The following is a 17671-nucleotide window of genomic DNA, read 5'->3' as shown; positions in this document are numbered from 1 at the left end:
CGCCCTCATGGGGCCGTGAGGCGCCATGCCGTAATTCTGTGTTCACGGGGCAGGAAATGGTTCCAATGCCCAGCACAGAGGAAAACGACAATGATTTCGAGAACTACAAAATTTGCCCGCACCGCCTTCTTCGCCGTTCTCGCCGTCGCCACCCTGGCCGGTACAGGCTCTGCCCAGGCTCAACAGGCCCGCGAGTACTGCTGGACCAACAGCGACAAGGTCAACGTACTGGCCGGCGACTTCTCGAATGGCTTCTACGCATACCCCCTCGGACGCAGCGGCAACTCGCTCTATTACGAGCGCGTCGGCAACACCAACCGCTATGTCGGCACCACCGGCGCGATCTATACGTTGTTCTCCGACGGCCGCGCCACCTGGAGCGACGGGAGCCAGATGATCAAACTCTACTACTGCCGCTGATACGGGCTGAAACAGGAGTTCATCACCACGCACTGCCCGCGCGCCAAACGGCATGGTCGAGCGCTTCATCGGGACGCTCAAAGGGCAGTGCGCGCATCGCAACCGCTTCGAAAGCAACCAGCACGCGATGCACGTCATCGGTGACCGGATTGCCTTCCACGACAACCGCCAACTTCATTGAGTCCTTGGCAAGCACACGCCTGTCGAGACTGTCAGGCCAGCGGCTTGACCTGAGCGGTTTCCGCTGGATCGATACACTTCCGGCCTATTTCGGACATTCAACGGCTGTCTAGGTAATTGGTCCCGCGCTTTGATGCTGCGATCCATTCGTTGGAATGTGACCTGCCCCCTGCTGGTCCCTCATTCATAGCGAGGCTCGAGAGGTTGGATTGGGGCACTGCAAACAGCGGCAAGTCCGCGCGCCCTTTTCCCGTCCCGCTCGAAGCGCCGTCAGGTTCGCGCGGCAGTGCCGCAAAAGCAAAGGCCAGGCGAGATGCCCGGCCTTCTCAGTTCCAAGTCCGATGTAGGGCGGGGCTTCGCGCCGCCTCCGTCCGCTCAGCCGCGCGCGCGGCCGACCAGCTTCCACGCCGCGGGCAGCAGCAGCGCGGCCAGCGCCAGCTTGATGAAGTCGCCCAGCAGGAAGGGTGTCAGACCCCAAGCAAGGATCGGCTTGTCGAAGCCATACAGCATGCCCAGCCAGATCAGGCCCGGCACGTACAGGATCACGTTGCCCAGCAGCATTGCCGCCGCCATCTTCGGCGCGGACCGGTCCCAGCCGCGACGCGCCAGCACGCCCATGGCGCCGACCGCGATGACATATCCCAGCAGGTAGCCGCCGGTGCCACCCATCATGTACTCGATGCCGTTCAGATCCGCAGTGGAGCTCTGGAAGATGTCGAAGCCCAGCATGCCGATCATCATGTAGCCCATGATCGTCGCGAGCCCGAGGCGCGCGCCGTAGGCGGCGCCGATCGTCAGCACGGCAAAGGTGCCCATACCCATCGCCACCGGCGAGCCCGGCACGGGCACCTTGATCTTGGCCATCACTGCAAGGAAAGCGATCCCCGCGACGACAAGCATCACCTGCTTGGCTCGCAGAGCCAGTCCTTCGTTCGCGCCAAAGGCTTCTGCCAGCACGCTCCGGTCAAACGTCAGGTTCATGAGGTCCCCCTTTATCCTGTCGAAACCACTCCGACCGTATTGCCCGAACCCTTACGGCCAAGCAAGTATATTGCGTGGATGCACATGCAGAAAATATGCAAATCATAGGTTTGCATATGCAAAGTTCGCGCCCCCACATCAGCGCTCCGCCGACCTCGAATTGTCAGAGTCGCGCGTCCAGCCAGACCTGCGCCTGCGTCAGCGCAAAATGCACGCGCGCGGCGGCACCGGCTTTCAGGCGGGAGCGCAGCAGAAACTGGTAGCGCCCGAGATCGACCTCCGACAACGCCTGCAACAGCGCCAGGAGCCAACGTTCGTCGAAGGTCCGCGTCCCGTCTCCCGGTGCGCACAGATCGAGCGGCCGGTCGAATGCCCCCTCCACCGTGGCAAGGAACCGCTCCAGCGGATGGCCATTCCCGACATCCATGCCCCTTACAGAGCGGATCACGTCCAGCCGCGGATCGGCCTCCCGCAGTTGCGGAAACTGGTGGGACCAATGCCCTGCGGCTTCGGCTTTCATGCTCGGTCTGACTGTCATCGCATTGCACCCCTTATTTCTTACTGATTTAATCAGTTAATAGTGCGACGCGCAACTGCCATCTCAACTCCCTACCCTTTCGGCGCCTCCAAATGCTGCAAGACCACGCGGTCGGGCCCTGTCATCGCTGGATGCAGGATACGAAAAAGGGCGACCCCAGCGGGCCGCCCTTCCTGTTCCCAACGCCTCGGGACGATCAGCTGATGCGGTTCAGCAGTTCGCCCACGGAGTGTTTGGCATCGCCGTAGTACATGCGGGTGTTTTCCTTGTAGAACAGCGGGTTCTCGATGCCCGAGTAACCGGTGCCCTGGCCGCGCTTCGACACGAAGACCTGCTTGGCCTTCCACACTTCGAGGACCGGCATCCCCGCGATGGGGGAGTTCGGGTCGTCCTGCGCGGCCGGGTTCACGATGTCGTTCGAGCCGATGACGATGACCACGTCGGTCGAGGAGAAGTCCTCGTTGATCTCTTCCATCTCCAGCACGATATCGTAAGGCACCTTCGCCTCGGCCAGCAGCACGTTCATGTGACCGGGCAGACGGCCCGCCACCGGGTGGATGGCAAAGCGCACGTCCTTGCCCTTTGCACGCAGCTTGCGGGTCAGTTCGGCCACGTTCTGCTGCGCCTGTGCCACGGCCATGCCGTAACCCGGCACGATGATGACGCTGTCGGCCTCGTCGAGTGCGGAGGCCACGCCGTCCGCGTCGATGGCGATCTGCTCGCCCTCGACTTCCATCGCCGGGCCGGACGCCCCACCGAAGCCGCCAAGGATCACCGACACGAAGGACCGGTTCATCGCCTTGCACATGATGTACGACAGGATCGCACCGGACGAGCCGACCAGAGCGCCGACCACGATCAGCAGGTCGTTGCCGAGGCTGAAGCCGATGGCCGCCGCCGCCCAGCCCGAGTACGAGTTGAGCATCGAGACCACGACCGGCATGTCGGCGCCGCCGATGCCCATGATCAGGTGGTAGCCGATGAAGAAGGCCAGCAGCGACATCACCAGAAGCGTCCAGCCACCGCCCGTCGACATGTAGATGACCAGCAGGATCAGCGAGAGGATGGCCGCGCCGGCGTTCAGAATGTGGCCGCCCGGCAGCTTCTTCGCCACGGAGGTCACCTTGCCCGCCAGTTTGCCGTAGGCGATGACAGAGCCGGTGAAGGTCACCGCGCCGATGAACACGCCCAGGAACACCTCGATCTTGAGGATGTTGATCTCGGCCGGGGTCTTGTGCGCCACGGTGGAGGCAAAGCCATTCAACGCCGCCAGCCCGGCTTCGTCACCCGCAGACTGCAACGCGCCCACGGTGTTCATCACCAGTTCGGCGTTGTAGCCCACGAAGACGGCCGCGAGGCCGACCAGCGCGTGCATCCCCGCCACCAGCTCCGGCATCTGGGTCATCTCGACCCGGCTGGCCAGAAGGTAGCCGATGACGCCGCCGCCCACGATCAGGATGATCGACAGGATCCAGAGGCCGGAGCCCGGTCCGATGAGCGTGGCGAAGACCGCCAGCGCCATGCCGACGATGCCGTACCACACCGCCCGTTTCGCGCTTTCCTGCCCCGAAAGGCCGCCCAGCGACAGGATGAAGAGAACGGCTGCGACCACGTAGGCCGCTGTCGTGAATCCGAAGTCCATGTGTAATGTCCCCCCTTACGACTTCTGGAACATGGCGAGCATGCGCCGTGTCACGAGGAAGCCGCCGAAGATGTTGATACCGGCGAAGAAGACCGAGATGGCCGCGAGGATGACAACCAGCCAGTTGCCCGCACCGATCTGCATCAGCGCGCCGAGAATGATGATCGACGAGATCGCGTTGGTGACCGCCATCAGTGGCGTGTGCAGCGAGTGCGACACGTTCCAGATCACCTGGAAGCCGATGAAGACCGACAGCACGAAGACGATGAAGTGCTGCAGGAAACTGGCCGGAGCCACGAGACCCACGAGCAGCATCAGGGCACCGCCCACGGCGAGCAGCGTGACCTGGCTTTTGGTCTGCGCCTTGAAGGCGGCCACTTCGTTGGCGCGCTTCTCTTCGGCGGTCAGCTCCTTCGGCTTCTCCCTCTTCTGCGCGGCAATGGCCTGAACCTTCGGCGGCGGCGGCGGGAAGGTGATCTCGCCCTTGTGGGTGACGGTCGCGCCGCGGATCACGTCGTCGTCCATGTTGTGATTGACCTTGCCGTCCTTCTCGGGCGTCAGGTCGGTCATCATGTGACGGATATTGGTCGCATAAAGCGTCGAGGACTGGGTCGCCATGCGCGACGGGAAGTCAGTGTAGCCGACGATGGTCACGCCGTTTTCGGTCACGACCTTCTCGTCCTTCACCGTGCCCTCGACGTTGCCCCCCTTTTCGGCGGCGAGGTCGATGATCACCGAACCCGGCTTCATCGCGGCGACCATGTCGGCCAGCCACAGCTTCGGCGCCTCGCGGTTGGGGATCAGCGCCGTGGTGATGACGATGTCCATTTCGGGCGCCAGTTCGCGGAACTTGGCAAGCTGGGCCTCACGGAACTCGGGGCTCGAGACCGAGGCATAGCCGCCCGAGCCGCTGCCGTCCGCCTGCTCTTCCTCGAAGTCGAGATAGACGAATTCCGCGCCCATCGATTCGACCTGCTCAGCCACTTCGGGGCGCACGTCGAAGGCGTATGTGATCGCGCCAAGCGAGGTGGATGTACCGATCGCGGCCAGACCCGCCACGCCGGCGCCGACGACCAGCACCTTGGCAGGGGGCACCTTACCGGCGGCGGTCACCTGCCCGGTGAAGAAGCGGCCAAAGTTGTTCCCCGCCTCGATCACGGCACGGTAGCCCGCGATGTTGGCCATCGACGACAGGGCGTCCATCTTCTGCGCGCGCGAGATGCGCGGCACCATTTCCATCGCGAGAACGCTGGCGCCCTTCTCCTTCGCCTTCTCCAGCCCCTCGGCGTTGCCGCCCGGGTTGAAGAAGGTGATCAGCGTCTTCTCCGGCGTCAGCCGATCCAGTTCATCCAACGTTGGAATGCGGACCTTTGCGATGATGTCGGATTGCGACCACAGCGCGTCGGCGTCCTCCACCACGGTCACGCCGGCCTCTTCATACAGCGCGTCGGCAAACCCCGCCTTCAAGCCGGCACCGCTCTGGATCAGGCAGTCATGGCCCAGTTTCTGCAACTGTCGTGCGGAGTCGGGCGTCATCGCCACCCGGTTTTCGCCGGCTTCGACTTCTGTTGGTGTCCCGATTTTCACGTCTCTCGTCCCCCTCTTCAGGAAATCCCGGACCGGATGCCACACGCTGCGACACCGGTATTATGGCCTGGCGATGGGTCTACACGCCTGACCTAATTTTTCCAAACCGTATCTCGCGCTTCTAGACCACAGCGGCAAAGAAAGTTAAAGGCCCCTATTCGTTTGTTGCGCAACCTGTCTGACGAAAGCAACAAACTTGCGCAAGGATTGGCGGCGCGCCGTCCGGTTCGCGGCCGATTTTCGGACCCTCATGTGATGGTGCATAATAGGCGACAAAGCAGTGCTCTTCGCAACACGGACCCTGCCCTGCCGGGCTGACCGCGACTGCCCGCCCGACCTGATGCCCGACAAAAGGCATTTTGCCTCGCAGTGGGCAGGTCGTGCATCGCGCGTGTCCTGACAGCCACTGTACCTTGGTCCGGTCCGGCGGGACGGTCATGGTATCGACACCCCAAGCCACAAACTCGGGAAATGCCGGCCTGTCCCCCAAAGGGCTGCCCTCACCCCTCACGCCAGCCAGACCAGCGGCATCGGGGGGGCCAACCGGCGCGACCGTGACCGCCGCGGTCGCATTTCGCACCGAACACCGACACACTGTTGCCCGTGATCAACCGGACGCACAACCGCCCGGGTTTCACCACCCATGTGATGTCCGGTCAGGGCTCAAAAAGGCACCCCGATGTCAGGTCAGGCACGGACGTCGGACGCCACGACGGCCATTGGGTTGCGCGCCGTCTGCGGTCCTGCGACAGCACGCTAGGGCTTGTCGCCTCCCGCAGGCACCCGCCACACCCGAGACGGCCTTCGGCAGTGCCGAGCAAAGGCTCACACCCAGCGGCGCGTCTCCCGTGCGTACCGCGCGAAAGCAACCGCAAATGCCCGCCTCAGCCGCGCCTCTTCAGGGACGACGAACCGTCTTTCGATCACCCATACGAAGATCGGCACCAGCGGCAGCGCAAGCACCGCGTCCCAATAGAGTATCAGACCGGCGAGGATCATCGTGTCGCCAAGATAGATCGGATTGCGCGTCCGCTTGAAAATCCCGGTGGTCACCAGCCGGTCGGCGTGGCGATGCGGAATGACAGTCGTGCGGTGGCGCCGCATCTCGAAGATCGCCAGCGCCGCAAGGATCACCCCACCCCCGACCAGCATCCCGCCCAGCAGATCCGCCCAGACAGGCCCGAAGGACCCGCGCGGAAACGCGGTCTTCTGCCACCACGCAAGTGCGACAAACCCCGCCAACCAGACGGGCGGCATGTCCAGCCATTTCACCACGCGACCCTCACCTTCATCTTGGTCCAAATACCTCGGGGGGCTTCTCCGCAGGAGAGGCGGGGGCAGAGCCCCCTCCGATACCGGACATCACACGCCCGGTCTGCACCGGCGCGCGCCGGAATTCCAGTGTCCGAATGACGCGTCGATTGCAGCCGGAACGGTCGCCACCCGGATGGCCTGCACCTCAACGACGGCGCCCCAGACCTACACAACCCTAAGCGCACCTTCGGCGCCAAAGGGCGCGCGCCATGTCACTCCCACTCCATCTCCTCGAACACCCGCCCCGCGTTCTTCGTCGCCAGCTCCTCGAAGGTATCGAGATGCGCCCACCGCGACTGGTCGACGTAGTAGGCAGCGGCCAGGTCGCCTCCCTCGTCGATATGCGCGCCGATCTTCTCGCGCAGGTCGCGAAGATATCCGACCGTGCCTTCCGTCACCGTGCCCATGTTCGTGGGGTGGCCGTGGCCCGGGATCACGTATGACGCCTGCAAATCGGTGAACGGCCCTTCGAAGGTCTCGATCCAGCAAGATGTACAGGTGTCGCCGAAGATCGGCGGCATGCGCTCGTGAAAGGCGATGTCCCCGGCGATCACGAGGTCCCATTCGGGGATCCAGACTTGCGCGTCACCGGGCCCGTGCGCCGGGCCGAGGTGCAGCACCTCGAACGTCACACCGCCCAGTTCGAAGGCATACCGGTCGTCGAAGGACAGGTTCGGCACCGCCACCCGCGTCCCCTCCGCCTTGTCGCGGTTGTACGCCTGCATGGCCTGCAGGATGAAGTCGCCGTTCTCTTCGACCTCCTCGATCGCCTCCGCATGGGCGAGGATGTCGACGCCCAGGTCGGCCCAGTAGGCGTTGCCGAGCATGGCATGCCCCTGTCCGTTCTCGTTGATGACCAGCTTCACCGGCAGGTCCGTGACCTTCCGGATCTCGTCGTGCAGCGCCGCCGCCAGCCGCACCGACGCACCGCCATTCACGACCACAACGCCCGCGTCGGTGACCACGAAACTGAGGTTGTTGTTGTGGCCGGCATTCTCATAGGTCGGCGGAGCGGTCGCCCCGATCGCGGTCCAGACGCCGGGTATGAACTCGACGGGCGCATCGTACAGTTCGGATTGCGGATACTTGTCGGCTATCTCTTCGTTGGCCAGCGCCGGCATCCCCACCAGCACCAGCCCGGCAACAATCAACGTTCTCATGAAATCAGTCCTCCCGTCGAAACCGATCACACATTCGCATACGTGAATGGTTTTGCCAAGGCACTCGCCGCCTTGCCCACGCTCCTCACGTGGTTAAGCTGCGACCCACACCGCGCGCATCCGACGCGCGGGACAGGGGAGAACAAGGGGGACATATGTTGCAGGGCAAACACGCTCTCGTCACCGGTGGCGGCACGGGAATCGGCCTCGCCATTGCGCGCGCGCTGGCACGCGAAGGGGCACTTGTGACGATCACCGGCCGCCGCGCCGCTCCGCTGCAGGACGCCGCCACCGACCGGATCTTCGCGCTGCAGATGGATGTCGCGGACGAGGCTTCCGTCACGCGCGGCATCGCCACCGCCGCGGAGGCGCGCGGTCCCATCCAGATCTGCGTGCCGAACGCCGGGATCGCCGAAGGCCGCGCTCTTCTCAAGACCGACATGGACTTCTGGCGGCAGATGATGGCGATCAACGTCGATGGCGCCTTCCTGACGATCCGCGAGTCCCTGAAGACCATGACCGGGACGGACTGGGGCCGGGTCATCGCCGTCTCCTCCGTAGCCGGGTTGAAGGGGTTGAAGGGCGCACCCACCTACACCGCTTCGAAACACGCTCTACTCGGGCTGATCCGGGGGCTGGCGGCGGATTACGCAAAAAAGCCCTACACCTTCAACGCCCTCTGCCCGGCCTATGTCGACACCGACATCGTGACCCGCAACGTCACGTCGATCATGGAACGCACCGGAATGGACGCGCAGAAAGCCCGGGACGTGATGGTCGGCGTGAACCCGCACGGGCGCCTCGTCACGGCGGAAGAGGTCGCGGAGGCGGCCCTGTTCCTTTGCGGCCCTCACTCAGGCAGCATGAACGGCCAGGCCATCCAGATTGCCGGGGGCGAAGTGTGAAACACCTGCGCGGTGTCCCCACGATCCGGCACCGGCCCGCAGCTCTTGACAGCCCCGTCCCTTGCATGGGCCGATGCCCATGCACAGCAGCGGGAAACGTCGACCGATTTCAAGATCGCCACATCCCGCACCGACCCGCTTTCGGATGTGACGGCGGCCTCCACCGGCAACGCCCCGAAACGCCCCCCTACCCCGCCAGGTCCCGCGAACTGGAACCGCCGACCGCTTAACCTCCCATGTCCGAAGCGGCGCGCATCTTCCCTTTTGAGTTTCCGCGCGACCGGCGCAGCGCTCAAGTGTCGCTCTGTCCTTCCCCAGGAGGGAACGCGATCTCCCAAGAGCCCATGAGTGCCACCTAAGGGTCCAACATCCCGAGACCGACCCTCACGCGATGTGACATGGAAAAGACGGGTACACACCGCGTCACTGGCACGCTCACACCTATCCGGGCAACAGGTGAAACGCCCGCGGTCGTCGTCCCTTGGCTTCTTTGCTTTCCAAATACTCCGGGGGAGTCCGCGCAAAGCGCGGACGGGGGCAGAGCCCCCTTTCGTCTCCGCAATTTGCAGTCTTCGCCGGGACCCGTGCAGCCCATGCACGCTGGCCGCGTTGGGCCGATGTTGCACGCGTTTCAACACATCAAGTGCACCGGGATAACGCCTTCGATCTCAGACATCGACAGCGCGGCGAAGCTGGCTTCGATCTCCCCCGAGCGGGCTTAGCAGAGCGCTGAGGGCCGCCGACCTCGATGGCGTTGGGGATGGCCTTGCGGACACCCTTGGCCTAAACGGGCGGAAGGCATCGCGGATCGGTCCGCAGACCCGCGCCTCGATAAGCTTTGCGAGATGCTCAACCTGTTCTCGCAGGCAAGCTTGCGGGTTTCGTTGCAACGGGTTCTGTTGGCGCTGACATTGACGCGGCTCGCACCGCAACAGCCAAAGACCATTGGCCCCGAAGGTAGGCAATGGCTGCGCTGCCACAGATCGCCGGAGAAGATGCCCATGATGGGGATCTCCTGTTCGCGCTTTTCCATGGGGTCGCCCAGGTGCGCTTCGCGCCGGTCTTCGGGTGGCGGTGCCGCCGCATGGTGGCGCAAGTCACCGCTCGCCCGATGCAGGGCCTGTTGTGCGGGATGCCGTGATCTCGTGCGGCGTGGCCACGGATCGTCGAGGCGCCCCAGGGACCTGTCGCGTTTTCGTGTAGCCCCGGTGATCGTTCAAACCACGTTAAGTTCGAAAGCGACTGGGCCTTTCCAGCCCAGTGCTGGATGGCGGCAACACGGATTGTAGAAGCCTTTGGTGTATCCGAAGATGGCCATTCAGGCTTGCCGCGTTCACTCGCGCGAGGGCATGTCCGGGCGGCTCCACGAAGACCTGTACTTCTTCCTGAACATCTTCCCCACCGCGCTGCCCAAGCTGCGCGAACGCACCGAAGAAGCCCCGCTTCTGGCGGCGCACTTCCTGCGCCTCGCCAAACGCGCGGAGCTCACGGCCACCACCGGCGCGGTCCGCAAGTAGGTCGCCTATCCCTGGCCCGGCAACCTGCGCGAGCTGCAGAACGTGGTGGAGTGCGCCCTGATCGTATCCAAAGGCGCCAAGCTGCGGATCGAGGGAATGAACGCCTCGCTTCCCGCCAGCGGCCGGGCCGCCGGAAAGGTCCTCACGCAGCAGAAGTTCCGCGCGGAGGAGACCCAGAACCCCGTCGCCTGCCTGTGGTAGCGCTGCGTCTGTGTCGTGGGGCCCGGCGGCGCTGCCGACATGCTGGGCGTCCGGCAGTCGACGCTCCACGCGCGATTCCGCGCGTTCAGGGTCACGCCCGCGATGTGGGGTTCAGCGGCCAGTCAGGTCGACCACCGTATCGCACTGCAGCCTCGCCGGCCGTCCCTTTGCGCGGCGGCTGGACTTTCCCTGCCGCCAATATTCGGTGTCGGTCCCGCTGATCATCCCATCGCGGGACGGCCAGACGTTACCACCCCCGCGACATGCCGCAGCATCCGGGCGGGAAACCGGGGGCGCCGGGGCGCCACGCCTTGACCTTGGCGCGGGAAGCCGCACAATCGAACCAAAGGGCGCAACATCGGCGCCCGCCAAATCAAAGCTCCCCTGAAGGAGATCCCATGCCATTCACCCTGACCGTCAACGGAACCGCCCACGAGGTCGACCTGCCCGGCAACGTGCCGCTCCTCTGGGTGCTGCGCGATGCGCTGAACCTGACGGGCACGAAATACGGCTGCGGCGTCGCGTCCTGCGGGGCCTGCACGGTGCACATCGACGGCCAGCCGGTGCGTGCCTGCGTCACCCCGCTCGACAGCGTCGAGGGCGACGTGACCACCATCGAGGGGCTGGGCACACCCGACGCGCTGCACCGTCTGCAGAAGGCCTTCATCGACGCGCAGGTGCCGCAATGCGGCTACTGCCAGTCGGGCCAGATCATGCAGGCGGCGGCGCTTCTGGACGAGGTGCCGAACCCCACCGATCAGCAGATCGACGATGCCATGGCCGGCAATCTCTGCCGCTGTGGCACCTACCCGCGCATTCGCGCGGCCATCAAGTCCGCCGCGCAAGGAGCCTGATCCATGTCCAGTATCGGCAAGATCGCCCGACGCACCTTCCTGTTCGGCACGCTCGCCGTGGCCGGCGGCGCCGCCTTTGCCGCGTGGTACGTGGCGAAACCCGCCCCCAACCCGCTGCAACCCGGCGAGGGCGAGACCGCGCTGAACCCTTGGGTCGTGATCGACAATGACGGCATCACCGTCGTCGCGCCACACGCAGAAATGGGCCAGGGCACGATGACCACCTGGGCCGCGCTGATCGCCGAGGAACTCGACGTCACGCTCGACCAGATCCGCATCATCCACGGCCCGCCCGCACAGGCCTACTACAACCACGCGATGCTGGGCATTGCAGTGGAGGGCAAGGGGTATGACGCGACCTCCCTCCAGCGCTCCTTCGGCGATCTGATCGGCCACGTGGGCAAGGTCATGTCGCTGCAGGTGACGGGCGGGTCGACCGCCATGAAGGACGGGTTCGAGCGGATGCGGGTGGTCGGGGCCACCACGCGCGAACTGCTGGTGCAGGCCGCCGCCAACCGTCTGGACGTCTCGCCCGCCGAACTGGTAACCGACAAGGGCAACGTCATCGCGCCTGACGGGACAAAGATCCCCTATACGCGCCTCGCTGCCGAAACCGTCGATCTCGAAGCGCCGCGCATAGAACTGCGTGAAAGGGAGTCGTGGAAGATCCTCGGCACCCGGTTCAACCGCGTGGACATTCCTGCCAAGACCACCGGCACCGCGACCTTCGCCATCGACACCCGTTTGCCGGGCCAGAAGTTCGCGGCCATCCGCCTTGCGCCGACTCGTGCCACAGTGCGCGACTTCGACGCCTTCGAGGTTTCGCGCATGCCCGGGGTCGAGAAGGTCGTGGACCTTGGCGATGGCCTCGCGGTGATTGCCAGCAACACCTGGATCGCGCAGGACGCGGTCAACCGCATTCCTGTCGAATGGACTGCGGCGCGCTATCAGAAGGACGACGCGGCGCTGGCGAAAGCGCTGGAGCAGGCCTTTGACAAGGAGCCGGATTCGATGCTGCGCGACGACGGCGACGTGACCCGCCTGCACCGCGACGCCCAGCAGATCGAGGCGGAGTATCGCGTGCCCTTCCTCGCCCATGCGACGATGGAACCGCAAAGCTGCAACGCATGGTTCGATGGCGGCAAGCTGCGGCTCTGGACCGGCAGCCAGATGCCCACCTTCGCGGTCAGTGTCGCGGCCGAGGAAGCGGGCCTCGACGAGGAGGATGTGGACATGACCGTGACCTACCTCGGCGGCGGCTTCGGTCGGCGCGGCGAGGTCGACGCGGTGCGCTATGCCACGCGGATTGCCAAGGAGGTGCCCGGTTCTCCTGTGCTGCTGACCTATTCGCGCGAAGAGGACATGACCCACGACTTCTACCGCCCCGCCGCCATCGCACGGTTCCGGGGCGCGGTGCGCGAAGGCACGGCCGAGATGCTGGAGGCCCGCATTTCCTCGGCCCCCGTCACCGGCCCTGCCCTGACCCGGGCAGCGGGATTCGCGCCCGGCGGTCCCGATCAGGCCATCGTGGAAGGCGCTTTCAACCAGCCTTACGACATCTTCAATTACCGCGTGCAGGGCTTTGCCGCGTCCGAGATGCCGCCGGTCGGGTTCTGGCGCTCTGTGGGGTCGTCGATCAACGGCTTCTTCATGGAAAGCTTCATGGATGAGATGGCCCATGCCGCCGGGACAGACCCGATCGAGTTCCGCCAGGCGCTTTGCCGGGACGAGTTCCTGCCCGCTTGGGAAGTGCTGAACGCCGTGAAGGAGATGTCCGGCTGGACGGATGAGAAACCGGACGGTGTCGGGCGCGGCGTCGCCATGTGCTACAGCTTCGGCACGCCCGTCGCAGTGGTCGTCGAGGTGAAGAAGCAGGACGATGCGATCCGGGTCACGCGGGCCTGGATGGCTGCCGACCCCGGCGTGGCACTGGCTCCCGACAACATCGAGGCGCAGCTGACAGGTGGGTTGGCCATGGGGCTTTCCGCGGCCATCGGCGAAGAGATCACCTTTGCCGAGGGTGCCGTACAGCAAAAGAACTTCCCCGATTACGAGCCTCTGCGCATCACCCAGATGCCGCAGGTCCGGGTGCGCATCCTTGAAACGCAGGAGCATCTCGGCGGCATCGGGGAACCGGGCACACCGCCTGCCGCCCCCGCTCTGGCCAATGCGATTTTCGATCTGACAGGCGAACGCTATCGTACACTTCCGCTCAGGCACCATGTCGACTTCTACGTCTGAACGACATTTGACATGACCATGGACGTCCGGCCCAGTGCCGGGCGTTTCGCGTTTAGCGGGTAGGGAATCCCGCCGTTGGCCGCGCTCCGGTTTGCCCCCATGTCTGCTTCACGAACTGAACCACGGACATTTCTGCCCGGGTGTTTTTCAGCAAGAGGACCAGACCATGCGCGGCGCAAAGCAACGGCGGTACAACGACCGGATCACCCTCCGGACGGACACGGTTCACGGCACGTGCTGGCTGGATGAAACGGAGGCGCGGCTGAACGCAATTGCACCAGGCTGGCATTTCCTCGCCACGTACCTGATCGCCTACATCGACCGTCCGCTGCTCATCGTGCCGTGCATCTCGGACGACGCATTGTCGCCCAAAGAAGCGCTCCACCGCCGGGGCCGGGGCTTCGTGCTGGCACTCTCCGCGAAAAATGAGGCGGGTACAGGATATCATGGCCCGTGGCAGGGCACCGCCGACGCCTTCCTTGTCCACGCGCTGGCGCAGGTGATGCTGGTCTGTCAGGGCCTCGATGACGAAACACCCTTCACGGGGGCGCGCAGCCACTGGCGCAGCCCGACGGATTTCCTTGCGGTCACGCTTACCAACATCTTCCGTTCGGAAGCCGATCCTGCGGCCATCCTGCGCGGCAGCGCTTCGGACGACGACTTCGTCCCTCTGCCCGGCGATCCTGCCACTTTCCACACCGACCACCGTGACCTCTTCCTGCGTGTGCTCCGGCGGCGGGAGCATGTCTTCTGGCACCTCGCGCAGGCGCATTATGCAGCGTTCAATCCGTTCAAAGACATCGTCATGAACCTCAGCCCGCACGAGCTTTGCCGCTCCAATAAGCAAACCAGATACCCGGGCCCTTTGGCACGCGCGGCCTGATTGTCTGCCCACCCAAGGCCCCCACCAAGTCCGGCCCCCTCCTTTGCGCGGCGTATGACCCGATCCGACACCGTGGTAGGGTTTGCAAACCGTCCTGGCACGTCACGCGCGCGTTTCTCATTTGGCCACATTTGACGCGAATTTGACGCGATTGTTCCCCAAAACCGCCGCCACACTCCCGTAGACCGATCAACGTAAGGCCCGCGAGAGGCCGTCGTTTGAGCAGTTGCCGCCCTCCGAGGCGCCCCTCCTCCGTGCCAATGCCGGGAGGGCACAGGATCGGTTTGTCATGGCCACGTACAGAGTAGAATTCTATTCCTTGAACCCCCAGGGCGTGATCCCGACCTCGGGCAGCTTCACCTGGTCCGGGCCATCCACCTACAACGCCACCGCCACGATCACCGACAACGAGGCCGGCGTCCAAGGCTATACGCTGGACGACGACAGCGCGGGCGACGAAACGGCCTTCGGCACGGCGACCACGACGTCCGGCACCTCGACCAACGTCAACATGGACGCGGAACTCGTGTGGACCGTCACCGACAGCGTGACCGGGCAGACCTTCCAGGTCGCACAGCTCGAGATCGAAGGCGGCGGAGCAGACGGCTACTACACCCTGTCCGAACAGCCGATGGTTGCGGGGCGGACCTACACCGTCTCCGCCTACGACTCGAACCCGAACGTGGCGGCCGGTGACATCGCCTTTTCGTTCCGCGACTACACCAACGGCGTGATCGAGGGCACATCGGGCGACGACTCCATCGACCCGGCATTTCTGGACATCCACGGCGAGAGCCCCGACGACACCACCGGTATCGACGCTGATTCCATCGCGGCGGGCGCCGGGAACGACACGGTCGTCGCGGGTTGGGGAAACGACACGGTTCTGGGCGAGGACGGCGCCGACCTGATCTACGGCGACTACGGCAGCTATACGTCCGACAATATCGCCGGGGATCTGAACTGGAGCCAGCAGGGTCCGAGCGGCACCAACCTGGCAGGCGGCTTCACGCAGGACACCGGCAACATCGACGTGACGCTGGGCTTCACCGGCACCGGCAACAACAACCCCACATTCGAAGTCGACACCAGCCAGTCGCAATATTCACAAGCCGACGAAGGGTTCAGTGGCACCTCTTCACTGTACCTGTTCGGCCAGGGCGATGGAGCGACCTCGCGCACGACTATGACCTTTGGCCGCTCTGCCGGCGCGTCGGTCGAGGACGAGGTTGTCAACGTCTCGTTCCGGATCAACGACATCGACTGGGGCGCGAACAACCACACCGACCAGATCACGATCAACGCCTATGATGCCGACGGCACCCCCGTTGCCGTCACGATCACCGCCGGCAGCACGGACACGGTGTCGGGCAACACGATCACTGCCGGCACCGTGGCGGAGGCCACCGGCGACGCGGGCGGTTCGGCCCTGATCGAGATCGCCGGGCCGGTAACGACGGTCGAGATCATCTACGGCAACCTCCAGAGCAACACGCAGGGCATCTGGGTCACCGATGTCCAGTTCGAGGCCGTGCCCATCGCGCAGGGCGACGACAGCCTGTCCGGCGGGACCGGGAACGACACGATCTACGGTGAAGCCGGGAACGACACGCTCGATGGTGGCGCTGACGACGACAGCCTCACTGGCGGCGAGGGGACGGACAGCCTGTTAGGCGGCAGCGGCAATGACACGCTGGAAGGCGGCGCCGGGGCCGACGTGCTGAGTGGCGGCAGCGGGCTGGACTTCGCGTCCTATGCCTCGTCGGACGCTGGCGTGACGGTGGATCTTGCGACAAACACCTTCTCGGGCGGCGATGCGACCGGCGACACCAACGGCGGCGGACTGGACGGCATCATCGGCTCGGCCTTCGACGACAGCCTGACCGGTTACGACGCGCAAGGGACGGATCCGGAGGGCATCTGGACCAACGTCATCTACGGCGGCGGCGGCAACGACACCATCGACGGTCTCGGCGGTGACGACAGCCTATACGGCGAAGATGGGAACGACAGCGTCGATGGCGGCTATGGCAACGATCACGTCTCGGGCGGGACCGGCAACGACACGTTGTCCGGCGGTGCGGGCGTCGACACGCTGGACGGCGGGTCGGAAGACGATGTCCTGGCTGGTGGCGAGGGCGCCGACAGCATCGCCGGCGGGGCCGGCAACGACCTGATCCATGCCGCACAGGGCGACACCATCGACGCGGGCGGCGGCGACGATACGATCACGCTTGTCGACCTGGCAGAGGCCGGTTCGGCCGCGATCTTCATCGAGGGGTCGACCACAGGGCAGTCGGGCGGCGACACGCTGAACCTGAACGGCGTGGCCGACCGTGGCACGATGCAGATCACCTCTGACGTCGACGGCGAACTGACCGGCACCGTGCGGATGTATGACGGCACGCTGGTCAGCTTTTCGAACATCGACCAGGTGATCTGCTACACGCCCGGCACACGTATCCTGACGACCGCCGGATATCGCGCGGTTGAAACGCTGCGTCCCGGCGACCTGATCGTGACCCGCGACGATGGCCCGCAACCGCTGCGCTGGATCGGTGAAAGCCGCCGCCTTGCGCGCGGCAAGATGGCCCCTGTCAGACTCGCGCCGCACACGCTGCCGACAGATCCCAGCTTGCGCGATCCGCGACCGTTGCTCGTGTCGCCACAGCATCGGCTGCTGATCGAAGGGTTCGAGGCAGAGCTGCTGTTCGGCGAGGACGAAGTCTTTGCCGCCGCCACACACCTCGTGGGAACGCAGGGGGTGACGCGGCAGGAAGGCCAGGAGGTGACCTACATTCATCTCGCACTCGACCGCCATCAGGTGATCTGGGCAGAGGGCGTCGCTTCCGAGAGCTTCTTCATCGGGCCGCAAGCGTTGCTTGGGTTGGCGCCGGACCAGCGCGCCGGCTTGATGGAGGTTTTCCCGCAGTTGACCGCAGGCACCGATTGGTACGGTGCCACCGCCCGCCCCTGCCTGAAACGGCACGAGACGGCGATGCTGCTGAAAGAAATGTCCCAGTCGCTCAGGCAGGCGGCGTGACGCCCAGCGGGCCCGGCGCACAAGCGATGGATGAGGGCCGATAGCGCCTGCAAAACCGCAAGATGCAAGGTGTCGAAGTGGATGCGCGCGCCCCGTGCAAAGGCGGTGCATAACCCGCGCAGAAGCTCGTTCTTCGCTTGCCGCTACGTCAGGGCCACGCCTAGTCTCCATAGCAGGAGCAACGAGATTCTCGGGGACATTGTCA

General features: G+C 64.8%; 16 protein-coding genes. 9 read left to right on the top strand and 7 right to left on the bottom strand.

The window, feature by feature from the left end; translation table 11 throughout:
- Positions 1-90: 90 nt before the first annotated feature.
- Positions 91-420, top strand: a complete 330-nt coding sequence (locus ABFK29_RS09275; RefSeq protein WP_005857321.1) for a hypothetical protein — start codon at positions 91-93, stop codon at positions 418-420.
- A 22-nt stretch (positions 421-442) separates the two neighbouring features.
- Here the strand turns inward: ABFK29_RS09275 and ABFK29_RS09270 are convergent, their stop codons facing one another.
- From ABFK29_RS09270 to ABFK29_RS09240, 7 genes are all read right to left on the bottom strand, one after another.
- Positions 443-598: a hypothetical protein gene (locus ABFK29_RS09270; protein ID WP_347100370.1), complete on the bottom strand. Its 156-nt coding sequence runs from the start codon at positions 596-598 to the stop codon at positions 443-445.
- A gap of 377 nt (positions 599-975) precedes the next feature.
- Positions 976-1581, bottom strand: a complete 606-nt coding sequence (locus tag ABFK29_RS09265) for a biotin transporter BioY (protein WP_005857317.1) — start codon at positions 1579-1581, stop codon at positions 976-978.
- A 163-nt stretch (positions 1582-1744) separates the two neighbouring features.
- On the bottom strand, positions 1745-2119 hold the full coding sequence (locus ABFK29_RS09260) for a hypothetical protein (protein ID WP_157136421.1): 375 nt from the start codon (positions 2117-2119) through the stop codon (positions 1745-1747).
- Between the two features lie 196 nt (positions 2120-2315).
- Complete coding sequence (locus ABFK29_RS09255) at positions 2316-3761, bottom strand: NAD(P)(+) transhydrogenase (Re/Si-specific) subunit beta (RefSeq protein WP_005857313.1); 1446 nt, start codon at positions 3759-3761, stop codon at positions 2316-2318.
- A gap of 15 nt (positions 3762-3776) precedes the next feature.
- A complete protein-coding gene (locus ABFK29_RS09250; RefSeq protein WP_005857311.1) occupies positions 3777-5348 on the bottom strand; it encodes a Re/Si-specific NAD(P)(+) transhydrogenase subunit alpha in 1572 nt (523 codons plus the stop codon).
- An 825-nt stretch (positions 5349-6173) separates the two neighbouring features.
- Positions 6174-6605 carry a methyltransferase family protein gene (locus ABFK29_RS09245; RefSeq protein ID WP_040604347.1) on the bottom strand — a complete coding sequence of 144 codons (432 nt, stop codon included), beginning with the start codon at positions 6603-6605 and terminating at the stop codon, positions 6174-6176.
- A gap of 269 nt (positions 6606-6874) precedes the next feature.
- On the bottom strand, positions 6875-7822 hold the full coding sequence (locus tag ABFK29_RS09240; protein ID WP_040604294.1) for an MBL fold metallo-hydrolase: 948 nt from the start codon (positions 7820-7822) through the stop codon (positions 6875-6877).
- A gap of 155 nt (positions 7823-7977) precedes the next feature.
- On the opposite strand from ABFK29_RS09240, the gene ABFK29_RS09235 reads away from it, so the two are divergent.
- The 8 genes from ABFK29_RS09235 (at position 7978) to ABFK29_RS09200 (ending at position 17466) form a co-directional block, all read left to right on the top strand.
- A complete protein-coding gene (locus ABFK29_RS09235; protein ID WP_347100367.1) occupies positions 7978-8727 on the top strand; it encodes an SDR family NAD(P)-dependent oxidoreductase in 750 nt (249 codons plus the stop codon).
- A gap of 964 nt (positions 8728-9691) precedes the next feature.
- Positions 9692-9868: a hypothetical protein gene (locus tag ABFK29_RS09230; RefSeq protein WP_005857301.1), complete on the top strand. Its 177-nt coding sequence runs from the start codon at positions 9692-9694 to the stop codon at positions 9866-9868.
- A gap of 157 nt (positions 9869-10025) precedes the next feature.
- Positions 10026-10244 (top strand): hypothetical protein, encoded by a 219-nt coding sequence (locus tag ABFK29_RS09225; RefSeq protein ID WP_005857299.1) that lies wholly within the window; start codon positions 10026-10028, stop codon positions 10242-10244.
- A gap of 45 nt (positions 10245-10289) precedes the next feature.
- On the top strand, positions 10290-10445 hold the full coding sequence (locus ABFK29_RS09220; RefSeq protein WP_347100365.1) for a hypothetical protein: 156 nt from the start codon (positions 10290-10292) through the stop codon (positions 10443-10445).
- A gap of 398 nt (positions 10446-10843) precedes the next feature.
- The gene (locus ABFK29_RS09215) at positions 10844-11299 is read left to right on the top strand and encodes a (2Fe-2S)-binding protein (protein ID WP_005857295.1); all 456 of its coding nucleotides are present in this window, start codon (positions 10844-10846) and stop codon (positions 11297-11299) included.
- A gap of 3 nt (positions 11300-11302) precedes the next feature.
- Positions 11303-13540 (top strand): xanthine dehydrogenase family protein molybdopterin-binding subunit, encoded by a 2238-nt coding sequence (locus ABFK29_RS09210; protein ID WP_005857293.1) that lies wholly within the window; start codon positions 11303-11305, stop codon positions 13538-13540.
- 166 nt (positions 13541-13706) lie between these two features.
- Positions 13707-14423, top strand: a complete 717-nt coding sequence (locus tag ABFK29_RS09205) for a hypothetical protein (RefSeq protein WP_005857291.1) — start codon at positions 13707-13709, stop codon at positions 14421-14423.
- Positions 14424-14712: 289 nt separating this feature from the next.
- Positions 14713-17466 (top strand): Hint domain-containing protein, encoded by a 2754-nt coding sequence (locus tag ABFK29_RS09200; RefSeq protein WP_040604292.1) that lies wholly within the window; start codon positions 14713-14715, stop codon positions 17464-17466.
- Positions 17467-17671 lie beyond the last annotated feature (205 nt).

Source organism: Sagittula stellata E-37, from assembly GCF_039724765.1.
GTDB classification, from domain to species: domain Bacteria; phylum Pseudomonadota; class Alphaproteobacteria; order Rhodobacterales; family Rhodobacteraceae; genus Sagittula; species Sagittula stellata.
This window is presented reverse-complemented; position numbering and strand designations above follow the sequence as displayed.